Source organism: Chryseobacterium sp. Mn2064 (assembly GCF_049319685.1).
Classification (GTDB): Bacteria; Bacteroidota; Bacteroidia; order Flavobacteriales; family Weeksellaceae; genus Chryseobacterium.
This window is the reverse complement of the sequence record NZ_JBMOUE010000005.1, coordinates 88,359-101,259: the sequence shown is the minus strand read 5'-3', so window position 1 is coordinate 101,259 and position 12,901 is coordinate 88,359. Positions and strand designations below refer to the sequence as shown.

The following is a 12,901-nucleotide window of genomic DNA, read 5'->3' as shown; positions in this document are numbered from 1 at the left end:
AGAAGCATTTTTGTGTGATTTCGCTTTTATTAACATCCACATTCTCCATAGATCGGAGTAGTGAAGGTAGTACCGTCCGGTTTTTCAATCGTCAGAGTACCCTCAAATAACAGAGCTTCTTCACCTTTTATTTTTTTACCTTTTACAGAAATTTTGTAATCACCATTTTCTATTTCTTTGGTAAGGATTTCATCTACTTCCATATCGCTTGATGAGATGAGATTCATTGCGAGTCTTTTGCCATCCAACATCATATAAGCTGTTTTTCCCGCATCATCTGCATAGATGTATTTTTCGGTTTCAAAATCGGCTTTATTTTTGGCAAAATAACAGGAACATTCTTTAATTTCTTTTGGAAACGGAATAGTTCCAACCAAAATATTACCTGAAGAATGACCTGAAGTGGCAGAATCTTTAACAACAGATAAAGAATTTACAGGAGCAGAATTTGAAACGGTTTCTTTTTCCTTTTTGCAGGCTACCAGTAGAAATGCTGAAAATAAAATGATTACGTATTTCATTTGTTTTTGGTTTTATTTGTTTTCTTAACCTCTCGCTCTTTCCAGTAATGTCATCATTAATAATGACAGGATCACTAAGCTTTCGTCTTCATCATCAATGTCGATCAGTCTATCCAACTGAAATCTTCTTCCGAAGAATGAAGGCATTTTTTTCAATTTGAAATACGCTTTCCCGTCCACTCCTGTTACAGTGTAAGAAGGATTAAGGAAGTATCCTGTAAACATTCCGATGATAGGAAGTTCTCCTACAAAGCTGTCCCAGAATCTTACCCATGCATTATCTTCCTGAATTTTAAACTTAGGTTGATCATGAGCATCCATAATATCATAACTTGCCTTCCAGATAGAACGCATTCCTTTTCTTGCCAATCTTCCGAAGTTTTTGTTATCGATAAGATCATTTAAAGAATACGATGCGTTGAAATCAATCCATTGGTTGGCTCTGATTCTGAAAAGTTCTTTAGACTTGCTCTCATCATTAAAAACAATAACATCTTCTTTAAGTTTGAACATTTTCTGACGTACGTAAGCTACATAGTTGCCATTTCTGTCAGTGATGTTGAAGTCACTTGCTAAGGTAGTGATTTTGAATTTGAAATCCAGAGGATAATTAAGGTTGTTAAGTACCATGTTCGTTAATTTTTTTCATATTTAATTTAAGGCGCAAAGATAATGGTTTTTTTGATTGACCGGGACCGGTTTTATACGGTAATTCGCCATTGTCTTACATTGATGGATTAAGGGACAAACCCAGGTGTGAAAGGGTTGATAAGAATATATTAAAATTGAAATACGGTTCTGCTTTTAACTTTCAATTTTCCGGTTACCATTTCCCATTTCTCACCGTTTCCTCAACTATAATCCTTATTTTTGTAACTATGGATTACCCAAGTAAAGTTTTGGCAAAGGCGGTTGATGAGATTTCAGGCCTGCCTGGGATTGGGAGAAAAACAGCTTTGAGATTGGCACTTCATCTATTGAAACAGCCTAATTCCAGAGCTGTGAGTCTTGGAAATTCCCTGATAAACCTTGTCAATGAAATAAAGTACTGTAAAGAATGTCATAATTTTTCTGATTTTGACATCTGTGAAATATGCAGCAATGAAAAGAGAAATGGAGAGTTGATTTGCATTGTGGAAGATGTAAGGGATGTTATTGCTATAGAAAATACCGGGAAGTATACCGGGAAATATCTCATTTTAGGAGGAAAGATTTCTCCAATGGAAGGAGTAGGGCCCGGTCAGCTGAATATTCCGAGTATTGAAAAGAAGCTGAATGATGGTCAAGTAAAAGAATTTATTTTTGCTTTAAGTGCTACTATGGAAGGGGATACCACTGCGTATTATATTTATAAGAAGTTTAAAAACTTTAAAGTGAATTTCTCCAGTATTGCCAGAGGAATTTCAGTAGGAGACGAATTGGAGTATGCGGATGAGATTTCATTAGGGAGATCTATTATCAACAGATTACCTTATAACGAAAAGGATTAATATGAAGTTGTCTGTTATTATTGTCAATTATAATGTTACTCAGCTGCTGAGAAACTGCCTTTTGTCTATTCAGAAATATATAACGGATGTAGAATATGAAGTGGTTGTCATTGATAATGCTTCCACAGACAGTTCATGGGGAGATCTTATTCCCGAATTTCCCAAAGTACGTTTTATTTCCTCTGACATAAACGGTGGATTTTCAAAAGCGAATAACCAGGCCATACAAACTGCTGCAGGAGAGTACCTGTTACTTTTAAATCCTGATACGGAACTGGAAGGATATGATATGAAGACCCTTCTTGATTTTGCCGATTCCCAACCTAAGTTTGGATGTCTGGGAGTCCGTATGCATGATGCCGAGGGGAACTTTCTTCCCGAAAGTAAACGTTCTGTTCCTGATATGTTCAATTCTTTTGAGAAGCTTTTTACCAATTTTAAAAAGAATAATTCCAAGTCTTATTATAGAAATGACCTGGAAGAAGATGCTATAGCTGAGATAGATGTAATCACGGGTGCGTTTTTACTGGCTAAAAAAGACGTATATCAGAAAATCGGAGGTTTGGATGAAGCTTACTTTATGTACGGGGAAGATATTGATCTTTGCTATACTTTTTTAAGAAATGGCTATCAGAACTTTTATTACGGAAAAGTTTCTATCCTTCATCATAAAGGAGAAAGTACGGTAAAAGACGAAATTTATCTGGAGAGATTCTATGGTGCGATGCAAATCTTTATAGATAAGTATTATAAAGAAACAAAGCCGATGCAGTATTCATTTTTAAAAGCAGGATTAAAACTCCGCCATCAGATTGAAAAGATCAGATTAAAATAAAAAAGCAACTCAATTTGAGTTGCTTTTGTTTTATGTAAGATAATATTCTTCTTATTTTGCCGGGGCTGCAGGAGCCTGTACCGGAGCTGTAGTGGTTGTAGAAGAAGCAGGAGCAGACTGTTTTGCAGGAGCTTCTTTCTTAGCCGGTTGTTGTTGAGCAGGAGCCACTTGAGATGGTTTACCTGTGATGACAACGCTTATAAGGATAAGAACAATGATCGTTCCGCCTAGAGTCCATGTTGCTTTTTCCATGAAATCATTGGTTCTCTGTACTCCGAACTGTGCAGATGATGCACCTCCGAATGTACTGGAAAGGCCTCCTCCTTTTGGATTTTGAGCCATAACAATAATCACCAATAAAACACTGGCAATCATAATAAGAACCATCAATAGTGTAAATATAGTATCCATTAATTCTGATATCTTTTTGAATGGGCAAATTTAATCTTTTTTTACTGAACAACAAAAAAAGATGTCGCCAAATGTTGATAAAAATAAAAAACGGCAACAATTGTTGCCGTTTTTTCTATAAAAAGAGGATGTTATTATTTAAAATCAGCATCTGTAGCCTTATTGATCTCATAAGACTTTACAGTCATTGTCATATCCATTCCCATTTGGCTTACAGAAATAGTGTAAGGCATTTTTACCCCTTCTACCTCTTTGTAGTTGGAGAATGTGGTTGGAATATTCATTTCCTGACCTTGAGCTTTTACTTTTTTAGTTTCTCCGGTTTTTAATCCCGTTGCAACACTGTAGTAATAGGTAGTATCTCCACCTTTAATGGCGTAAGAATCTTCACCTGCAATTTTCTCAATTCCTCCTAATTTATAATCAGCAGATTTTGCAAAACCTAATTCTTCGAAAAGTTCAGTATTCTTTTGTTTGGCAGCAAGTTCTTCCGGTGTGATGTCAACTTTTTGTCCCATTTGCATAGAATATCCAGTTTTTCCATCAAATACCTGCTTCTGAACAACCTGTCCCATTGCTGTTACAGTGGTAAGTTCTTTTCCGCCCTGTGCTTTTATCATTTTCAAATCGATGGTCTGTCCTTGCATAGACATCGAAGCATTGGTTGTATAAGAAGATATTTTAGCCAAATTAGCTTTTCCTCCAATCGCGTTGATATATTTATCTACTACAGAAGCTACCGTTACATTGGCATCTACCTTCTGAACTGCAGGTTTGCTTACCGGATTCGCTTCTTTATCGAAATATTTTACCGGATATCCCAATTTTTCCAGTCCTTCAGAAATATCAGAAGCTTTACCGGCAACGAAAATTCTGCTTTGGTTAGGAAGGATCGTAGCTTTTACTGCGTTGGAAACATCTGCCGCCGTTACTTTATCAATAGATTTTAGATAATTGTTATAAAAATCAGCCGGCAAATCCTGTACTTTTTGATTAACTGCAAATCTTGCGATAGTTTCCGGTTTTTCCAAAGACATAATGAAAGATCCTTTCAATTTCGCTTTGGCATTGGCAAGTTCTTCAGGTTTTACAGTAGAAATACCATTCAGCTCGTTGATTAATTCTTTAATAGCTTTATCCGTTACTTCATTTCTCACACTTGTTTCAGCAGAAAACTCAGGAGAATATTTACTGGCACTCATGATAGAATACGCTCCGTAAGTAAATCCGTTTTTCTCTCTCAGATTCATGAAAAGTCTTGCTTCACCACCACCACCAAGAATATAATTGGCAATCGTTGCAGGGAAGTAATTCGTGTCTTTCATTTTAAGTGTAGTAAGATTACTTACTGATAATACAGACTGTACTGCAGAGGGAACATCTACTACATTAATCTCCGTTTTTGCTACATTAGTAGCAGGTTCCAATGGCGCAAATTTCGTGTTGGATTTTTTCCAGCCGCTAAAAGCTTTTTCAACCAATGATTTTACCTGATCGAATTTTACATCACCCACAATGACTAAATAAGCATTGTCTGGGGTATAATATTTATTGTAAACATTCTGTACATCTGCCAACTGAATTTTGTTGATAGATTCAATCGTTTCAAATTCCCCTCTTGACGTATTCTTTCCATACATTAAAGCATTAGATACTTTTTCTGCGATAGAAGAAGCATTTTTCTCATCCGCTTTTAATCCCTCAATGGTTCTTTCTTTAGCATCTTGAATTTCTTTAGCAGAGAATTTTGGGTTAACAATAGCATCAGCCATTAATCCTAATACTTCCGGAAAATATTTCGAAAGAGAGTTGGAAGAAGCTCCATCTGCATTAAAACTAAGGTTAGCACCTAAGAAATCTACTTTTTTATTGAAGTCATCCTTACTTAGGTTAGTGGTTCCGTTATCAAGCTGACTGGCCATGATTTCACTTACTCCCGAGATATTTCCTTCATAGTATGGAGGTTTATCTATAGAAAGAGTCGTGTTTACCCTAGGCAATTTATTGTTTTCAACAACCATTACGGTAAGACCGTTGCTTAGTTGGAAGGTTTTTGGTTTAGCAATATTGATGGCAGGAGTTGGTCCTGGCTTTGGCATTGCGTTTAGGTCAATTTTTTGGGCAGAAAGCATTCCTGCAAATAAAAATGACGCTGCTATATAGGTGAGTTGCTTTTTCATTGATAAAATTATTTTTTCTCAGGAACGTAGTTGATGATGATTCTTTGGTTGGAATTCAGATACTTTTTAGCTGCATTTTGCAGGTCCTGTCTTGTGATAGATCTGTAAATGTCAATTTCCTTATTGATAAGGTTCGTATTTCCCATCAATACGTGATTGGTTGCTAAAGAAGCCGCAATTCCCTGAATGCTTGAATTTTGATTAACAAACTGATTTTCAACTTGATTTTGTAATTTTTGATAATCTTCTTCAGAAATAAGAGTTGTCTGTAATTTTTTGATTTCAGCATCAATATCAGTCTGTAAAGTCTGTTTTGTGGTCTGTCCCATCGGGATCGCAAAGAATGCGAAAATACTGTAGTCTTCAAGTCCCTGGTTGAACGCCGCTACCTGAAGCGCTTTTTTATCCTGATCTACTAATTTTTTGTATAAAACAGAAGATTTACCACTGCTTAAATAAGAAGAAAGCATATCTAAAACATACGCATCTTTTTCTTTGTTAGCCGGAGTTCTGTAAGCAAAAATGTAAGCAGGAATCTGAATGTTAGGATCAGTAGCTGTCACTTCTTTTTCCTGAGTAATTGGAGCGTCTTTCGGGAAGTCTTTTGGATAAATAGTTCCTTTCGGGATTCCTCCGTAGTATTCCTCAATCCATTTTTTGGTCTGTTCAGGTTTAATATCTCCTGCTACGACTAAAGTTGCATTGTTTGGAACATAATATTTTTTGTAAAATGCCTGAAATTCTTCAAGCTTTGCCGCATTAAGATCCTCCATAGAACCTATTGTTGGCCAGTGATAAGGGTGATTGGTAAAAAGATTATTTAAGATAGCAGTAAAAAGATTTCCATAGGGTCTATTGTCCATATTTAATCTTTTCTCTTCTTTTACAACCTCTCTTTGAGTGTCTACACCAATTTGATTAATTTCTGCATGACGCATTCTTTCAGCTTCCATCCAAAGTCCAAGTTGCTCATTATTAGAAGGAAAAGTTTCATAGTAATAAGTCCTGTCATTGGTGGTGTTTGCATTATTTACACCTCCATTAGCTGCAACAATCTTCATCCATGTACCCCTTTTAATATTAGGAGTTCCTTCAAATAAAAGATGTTCAAAAAAGTGTGCAAATCCTGTCCTTCCTTTTACTTCATCTTTTGCACCTACGTGATACATTACACTTGTAGTTACAACAGGAGCAGAATTGTCCTGGTGAAGAATTACATGAAGGCCGTTGGGAAGGTCGTACTCTTCGAATTTGATTTGCTGTGCATTCAGCATGAGTCCGAAGAAAGCTACGGCAGCAGCAGAAAGAAATCGCTTTTTCATAAACTTAGAAATTGTTTACCAATTAGTGTTTATTACACACTATTTGTTACAAATTCTAGTAAAGAATAAGCGCTAATACATCTATGTTGATCTGTAAAATAAAAGCCGCATCCAAATTAGATGCGGCTTTTTTATATTAGCATTCTTCAACAAACATTGTTATCTGAGCCGGTCCTCTGCCAAATATTGAACTGTTAACTCCGCATGCCATTCCAGCTCCTCCACTCATAGGGGCGCAGCTATCACAATGATGCATCGAAATTACTTTGCCAGATGAGCATGTCATACCACATACAAGATTTCCTTCTCCTCCAGATAGTTTTTTAAGACTGTTTCTGGAAAGTTTTTTTAGATTTTTCATGTTATTAATTTTTTTAAATTTAAGATCATAAATATAATTTATTAATTCAATAAATGGGGATAATTGATATGATTTTAATGAAAAAAAATAAATAGTCGAATATTATAATGTTAAATATTATTTCTGTTGTTACTTTTTAATTGAAGTTATGCTGATGATTAAAAAGTCTTATAAATACTAAATTCTAATTGAAGCCAAAGCTAAAATTTGATTTCTCCTTTGAATACATTAATTTTGTGTTCCCAAAATTTTTTTTGCTGTATGGATTATCTGAAAGGACTCAACGAATCACAATATGAAGCCGTTACCTCTTTACAAGGACCTCTGATGGTGCTTGCAGGAGCCGGTTCCGGGAAAACGCGTGTGCTCACAATGCGTATAGCCCATTTAATACACAATGGTATAGACCCTTTCAATATTTTGGCCCTTACCTTTACCAACAAGGCGGCAAAGGAAATGAAAGAACGTATTGCAAAAGTTGTAGGAGACAGCAATGCAAGAAGTCTTTGGATGGGAACTTTTCACTCCGTTTTTGCGAGAATCTTGAGAATTGAAGCCCATTATTTGGGATATCCTTCCAATTTTACCATTTACGATCAGCAGGATGCTTTGAACGTCATCAAAAAAGTGTTGAAAGATATGAACATTGATGCCGATCTTTACAAACCTAAAAAAGTTCAGGCAAGAATTTCTACCTATAAAAACAATCTCATTACGGTAAGAGCTTATTTCAACAATCCGGAATTGATGGAAGCTGATGAAAAAGCTAATATGAAATTTATTGGTCAGATTTATCAAAGATACGTTGAACAGTGTTTCAAAAACGGATCTATGGATTTTGATGATCTTCTTTTGAAAACCAATGAATTACTGACTCGTTTTCCGGAAGTGTTGGCAAAATATCAGGACAGATTCAGATATATTATGGTAGATGAGTACCAGGATACCAACCATTCTCAGTATCTTATTGTGAAAGCTTTGGCTTCAAAATTTGAAAATATCTGTGTGGTAGGAGATGATGCCCAGTCTATTTATTCCTTCCGTGGAGCTAATATTCATAATATCTTAAACTTTCAAAAAGATTATACAGACGCTAAAAGTGTGTCTCTGGAACAGAACTACCGTTCTACCCAGAATATTGTAAATGCTGCCAATGTAGTGATTGCAAAAAACCTGCAGCAGTTTAAGAAAAATGTCTTCAGTGACAATGAAGAAGGGGATAAAATTAAAATTTACCGTTCACTTTCAGACGCTGATGAAGCCAACTTTGTTGCTGGAAATATCTGGGAACTTCGCAACCGTGATCAGAGAAGGTACAGTGATTTTGCTATTTTATACAGAACAAACTCTCAGACCAGAGCATTTGAAGATGCTTTGAGGCGTAAAAATATTCCTTACAAAGTATACGGTGGACTCTCTTTCTATCAAAGGAAAGAAGTAAAAGACCTTATCGGTTACCTGCGACTTCTGATCAATGAAAATGATTCCGAAGCATTAATGAGAATCATCAATTATCCGGCAAGAGGAATTGGTGAAACCACTCAGAATAAACTGGTTGTTTTTGCCGATGCACAGAATATTGCTGTCTCAAAAGTGTTGGATAATCTTCCGATGTATGCTCCACAGTTAGGTTTAAACAATGGAGTTTTAAATAAACTGAACGATTTCTGGTCGATGATAAAGGCATTTCAGGTATTACTGAAGACAGAAACAGCTTACAGTGTAGCGATGGAAGTGGCTAAACGAAGTGGCCTTATCAAATTCCTGAAAGATGATCAGACGCCTGAAGGGATTTCCAGAGTAGAAAACGTTCAGGAATTAATGAACTCGATGCAGGGATTCATTGAGGAACAAATGCAGCTGGAAGATGGAGATCCGAGCCTTTCCAATTTCCTTGAAAACATTGCTCTTTCTGCAGATACTCAAAACAAAGATCTGGAAGATGACATGGTTTCATTAATGACCATTCACCTTTCAAAAGGATTGGAGTTTCCGGTAGTTCATTTGGTGGGGCTTGAAGAGAATCTATTCCCAAGCTTTATGAGTTCTGCTACCAGAGAAGATCTGGAAGAAGAAAGAAGATTGTTTTATGTGGCGTTAACCAGAGCCGAAAAGCAGGTCTTTTTCTCTTATGCAGTGTCCCGTTTTCAATGGGGGAAAATTACAGATGCGGAGCCATCAAGGTTCTTAAGTGAAATTGATGACGAATATATAGAATTCCTTAATCCTGTATTAGAAAAGAGATTTATCAATAACTCTGGGGTTAAATCGAATATTTTTGATGAACATCCATCTGAAATGAAATCTTTCAAAAAGGTTGAGAAAAAGACCATTGATAGGGGAGATAGTTCGAAACCGGCTCAGGAAGTAAGAAAACTAAAACCTGTAAGTACAGCGAAGATTATTAATCCAAGTGGTGCTTCTTCTCAGGATATTGAAGTGGGAGATAAAGTAAGACATGATCGTTTTGGAATTGGCGAAGTTACTTTCCTGGATGGAACAGATCCACAGAATATCAAGGCCAAGGTAGTTTTTCTACATGAAGGTGAGAAAAATCTGATCTTAAAATATGCTAAACTGACTAAGATTTAATTTTAAAATAAAATATAATAAAAGCGGACTCAATTTTTGAGTCCGCTTTTATTTTCAGCACAATCTCGGAAAGTTTTTATAAATAACTACTTCACATTGATATTTGTAAAGGTGCTTCAATTAATGAAGTCATTTTTATTGCCAAATACAGGACTTTTTTGATAGAAAGAGTAATCAATGAGTAACATATTTCTTTATATATGTTGCATTTTCTATATTATTTTGGATTTAATATTCAAGAAAATGAGTTTTTTTTATCGAATGTTTCTTAATTTATCATAACTTTAAGTGAGGGATAGAAAGAAACGATAACTATTTTTTACAAAAACAAAGTCTATTGTTTTTGTAGACTAATAAATAAATTCTACATTTGCATCTTGTAAAAAACATAAATGTTAATCAATTTCTAAACTATGAAAAATAAGAAAACTATTCTTTCTGCCTCTGTTCTATTTTTCCTTGGCGTATTTACTTACGGGCAGGAGAAAGACAGCATAAAGACAAATAAAGACACTATAAAGACCAATAACGTAGAAGAAGTTGTTATATTAGGATCAAGAGCCGGTGCCAGATCCAAAATAGACAGCCCAGTTCCGGTAGATGTATTCAATGTAAAGGAATCATCGGTTATTCTTCCACAGACCAATATTGGACAGATTCTGAATGCTGTTGCTCCATCTTTCACCTCTACCATCCAAACTAACTCCGATGGAACGGATCATCTGGACCCCGCTCAGTTGAGAGGATTAGGACCTGATCAGGTATTGGTATTGGTTAATGGAAAAAGAAGACATACTTCAGCACTTGTTAATGTAAACGGAACACCGGGAAGAGGTACAGTTGGAACGGATTTAAACGCCATTCCCTCTTTTGCCTTAAACAGAATAGAAGTTTTGAGAGACGGAGCTTCTGCACAATATGGATCAGATGCCATTGCTGGAGTAATCAACCTTGAACTGAAAAAAGATACCGGAAAACTGGCGGGACAGATCAGCTACGGAGGAAATTTAACCCCTGCAGCCAATGATCATACTGGAGATTTTGATGGTCAGAATATCCAGCTGGACCTAAACTACGGAAACAAAATTGGAAAAAGAGGAGGTTTCTTCAATATTACATGGACTTCACAGTTCAGAAATCCTACTTATAGAGCAGGGACGGAAAGTGGACCTATTTATAATGCCTATAATGCTATTGAGCAGCGTGCTTTGAACAACGGAGTGAATCTTTCTTCTCTTTTTACCGATATTAAAGATATAGCCAATCCTCAACAGCTGGTAAACTATGTCCATCAATATGCACAGCAGGTAGGATATTTTTCTCAGGATTTACAAAATTCAATCCAGGGAGCAAATACAATTGCGGATCTTCAAAAAGTTTTGGGAACAGGTTTCAGTACCGATCAGCTTAATTATATTACTGATCAGGAATTAGCTTACAGAGGACAGACTAGGAAAGATTTCAATATGCAGGTAGGGCAGTCTAAGCTTAACAATCATCAGTTTTTTATCAATGCTGAATTGCCTATTAATGACGATTGGAAAGTATATACTTTTGGAGGGTACAGTATAAGACATGGAACTTCAGGAGGATTTTACAGAAGACCAAGAGAAAGCAGAACTTTTACAGGGCTATATCCTAATGGGTATCTTCCACAAATTGGAACGGATATTCAGGATCTTTCTTTAGCAGCCGGAATCAAAGGTAAATGGGAGGGCTGGAATATTGATTTCAGTAATACTTTTGGACAAAACTCATTTACCTATAATATTGGAAACACGGGAAATACTTCAATGCGTTTTGCGTCTCCAAATGAATTTAATGCAGGAGGTTTAAGATTTTCACAGAATACCATCAATTTAGATTTCTCTAAAAAATATGATGTTTTGGAAGGAATCAACGTTGCGTTTGGAGGAGAACACCGTTTTGAAAATTTCAAGATAACACAGGGAGAAGAAGCATCTTACCAGACTTATGACCAATTTGGGAATATCTGGAATGGAGATCCCACTCAACGAGCTACAGATTTCTTTGGTCAGCCTCTTCCGGGAGGTTCACAGGTATTCAATGGATTTAAACCTGAGAATGCAGTGAATAAAAACAGACAGTCATTGGCAGCGTATGCTGATGTTGAATTCAATTTTACCAACTGGCTTTTAGTAGATGCTGCTGCGAGATATGAAAATTATTCAGACTTTGGATCTACTTTCAACTACAAACTGGCTTCCAGAATTAAAGTTGCTCCCAACTTCAACGTAAGATTTGCAGGATCTACAGGATTCAGAGCACCTTCTATCCACCAGATTTATTATAATGTAACGTCTACATTATTTACCAATAATCAGCTTTTGGAAGTAGGAACTTTCAGCAATGATTCTCAATTGGCAGGTCTGCTGGATATGCCAAAACTGAAACAGGAAACTTCGAAATCTGCAAGTATAGGATTTACGTATAGAATTCCATCTGTAAACCTGACCTTTACAGCAGATGGGTATTTTACTAAAATTAATAACAGAATCATTCTTACAGACCAGTTCTTAAGAAAAGATGTGCCAGTGGATGCACAGCTACAGTATGACAAATTAAATGTGAATGCAGCGCAGTTCTTTACCAACGCCATTGATACAGAAACCAAAGGGTTGGATATTGTGATTTCTCATAATACAAGATTTTCAGACTTCAAGCTAGACAATAATTTTGCTGTGAACCTGAACCAGACCAAGCAGGTTGGAGATATTCATTCGGCAGGATTGTTAACTTCCCCGAATCTTGAAAAGATTTATTTCTCTGAAAAATCCAGAGTATATCTGGAAGAAGCGGTTCCTAGAGTGAAAGCCAGTCTTTCTCATACTCTTTCATGGAAAAATGCAAGTTTCTACCTTAGAAATACCTATTTCGGGAAAGTAACCGGAGCTGACGTAGTAGATGCTAATGGTGATGGTATTATAGAGCCTAACGAACATCAAAAAATAGGAGATAAGATCATTACCGATATTTCTGTAGTGTATCAGTTTACAAAAAATATAGGATTGACTTTAGGGGTAAACAATATTTTTGATATTTACCCTACCAAAAATCTTGCGGTATCTTCCAACAACGATCAGTTCGTTTATTCGCGTTCCACTTCACAGTTTGGACAGAATGGAAGATATGTTTTCTCCAGATTGAATTTCAATTTTTAAACAATAT

Annotated in this window: 10 protein-coding genes; 4 read left to right on the top strand and 6 right to left on the bottom strand. The window is 36.1% G+C overall.

Going from position 1 to position 12,901, the window contains the following annotated elements:
- Positions 1-29: 29 nt before the first annotated feature.
- Positions 30-521 (bottom strand): hypothetical protein, encoded by a 492-nt coding sequence (locus ACL9RH_RS18045; RefSeq protein ID WP_422694742.1) that lies wholly within the window; start codon positions 519-521, stop codon positions 30-32.
- 24 nt (positions 522-545) lie between these two features.
- The gene (locus tag ACL9RH_RS18040; RefSeq protein WP_422694741.1) at positions 546-1,151 is read right to left on the bottom strand and encodes a hypothetical protein; all 606 of its coding nucleotides are present in this window, start codon (positions 1,149-1,151) and stop codon (positions 546-548) included.
- Positions 1,152-1,399: 248 nt separating this feature from the next.
- Between ACL9RH_RS18040 and recR the strand changes: the two genes are divergently transcribed.
- Both recR and ACL9RH_RS18030 read left to right on the top strand, forming a co-directional pair.
- Positions 1,400-2,011, top strand: coding sequence for a recombination mediator RecR (recR, locus tag ACL9RH_RS18035; protein ID WP_422694740.1), 612 nt, complete (start codon positions 1,400-1,402; stop codon positions 2,009-2,011).
- A complete protein-coding gene (locus ACL9RH_RS18030) occupies positions 2,007-2,846 on the top strand; it encodes a glycosyltransferase family 2 protein (RefSeq protein WP_422695024.1) in 840 nt (279 codons plus the stop codon). The genes recR and ACL9RH_RS18030 overlap by 5 nt, the downstream gene beginning before the upstream one ends.
- Before the next feature lie 51 nt (positions 2,847-2,897).
- Here the strand turns inward: ACL9RH_RS18030 and secG are convergent, their stop codons facing one another.
- From secG to ACL9RH_RS18010, 4 genes are all read right to left on the bottom strand, one after another.
- On the bottom strand, positions 2,898-3,257 hold the full coding sequence (secG, locus tag ACL9RH_RS18025; protein WP_422694739.1) for a preprotein translocase subunit SecG: 360 nt from the start codon (positions 3,255-3,257) through the stop codon (positions 2,898-2,900).
- A gap of 134 nt (positions 3,258-3,391) precedes the next feature.
- Complete coding sequence (locus ACL9RH_RS18020) at positions 3,392-5,437, bottom strand: M16 family metallopeptidase (RefSeq protein WP_422694738.1); 2,046 nt, start codon at positions 5,435-5,437, stop codon at positions 3,392-3,394.
- 8 nt (positions 5,438-5,445) lie between these two features.
- Complete coding sequence (locus ACL9RH_RS18015) at positions 5,446-6,759, bottom strand: M16 family metallopeptidase (protein WP_422694737.1); 1,314 nt, start codon at positions 6,757-6,759, stop codon at positions 5,446-5,448.
- A 136-nt stretch (positions 6,760-6,895) separates the two neighbouring features.
- Entirely contained in the window at positions 6,896-7,120 is a 225-nt protein-coding gene (locus tag ACL9RH_RS18010) for a bacteriocin-like protein (RefSeq protein ID WP_422694736.1), read from the bottom strand.
- Between the two features lie 261 nt (positions 7,121-7,381).
- On the opposite strand from ACL9RH_RS18010, the gene ACL9RH_RS18005 reads away from it, so the two are divergent.
- Both ACL9RH_RS18005 and ACL9RH_RS18000 read left to right on the top strand, forming a co-directional pair.
- Positions 7,382-9,712 carry an ATP-dependent helicase gene (locus ACL9RH_RS18005; protein WP_422694735.1) on the top strand — a complete coding sequence of 777 codons (2,331 nt, stop codon included), beginning with the start codon at positions 7,382-7,384 and terminating at the stop codon, positions 9,710-9,712.
- A gap of 413 nt (positions 9,713-10,125) precedes the next feature.
- Entirely contained in the window at positions 10,126-12,894 is a 2,769-nt protein-coding gene (locus tag ACL9RH_RS18000) for a TonB-dependent receptor plug domain-containing protein (RefSeq protein ID WP_422694734.1), read from the top strand.
- Positions 12,895-12,901: the final 7 nt, after the last annotated feature.

What these genes read in the sequence shown, in the direction of transcription:
- ACL9RH_RS18000 (WP_422694734.1), top strand. Translation starts at nt 10,126, where the DNA reads ATGAAAAATAAGAAAACTATTCTTTCTGCCTCTGTTCTATTTTTCCTT.
- ACL9RH_RS18040 (WP_422694741.1), bottom strand. Translation starts at nt 1,151, where the DNA reads ATGGTACTTAACAACCTTAATTATCCTCTGGATTTCAAATTCAAAATC.
- ACL9RH_RS18010 (WP_422694736.1), bottom strand. Translation starts at nt 7,120, where the DNA reads ATGAAAAATCTAAAAAAACTTTCCAGAAACAGTCTTAAAAAACTATCT.
- ACL9RH_RS18020 (WP_422694738.1), bottom strand. Translation starts at nt 5,437, where the DNA reads ATGAAAAAGCAACTCACCTATATAGCAGCGTCATTTTTATTTGCAGGA.
- secG (WP_422694739.1), bottom strand. Translation starts at nt 3,257, where the DNA reads ATGGATACTATATTTACACTATTGATGGTTCTTATTATGATTGCCAGT.
- ACL9RH_RS18045 (WP_422694742.1), bottom strand. Translation starts at nt 521, where the DNA reads ATGAAATACGTAATCATTTTATTTTCAGCATTTCTACTGGTAGCCTGC.
- ACL9RH_RS18015 (WP_422694737.1), bottom strand. Translation starts at nt 6,759, where the DNA reads ATGAAAAAGCGATTTCTTTCTGCTGCTGCCGTAGCTTTCTTCGGACTC.
- ACL9RH_RS18005 (WP_422694735.1), top strand. Translation starts at nt 7,382, where the DNA reads ATGGATTATCTGAAAGGACTCAACGAATCACAATATGAAGCCGTTACC.
- recR (WP_422694740.1), top strand. Translation starts at nt 1,400, where the DNA reads ATGGATTACCCAAGTAAAGTTTTGGCAAAGGCGGTTGATGAGATTTCA.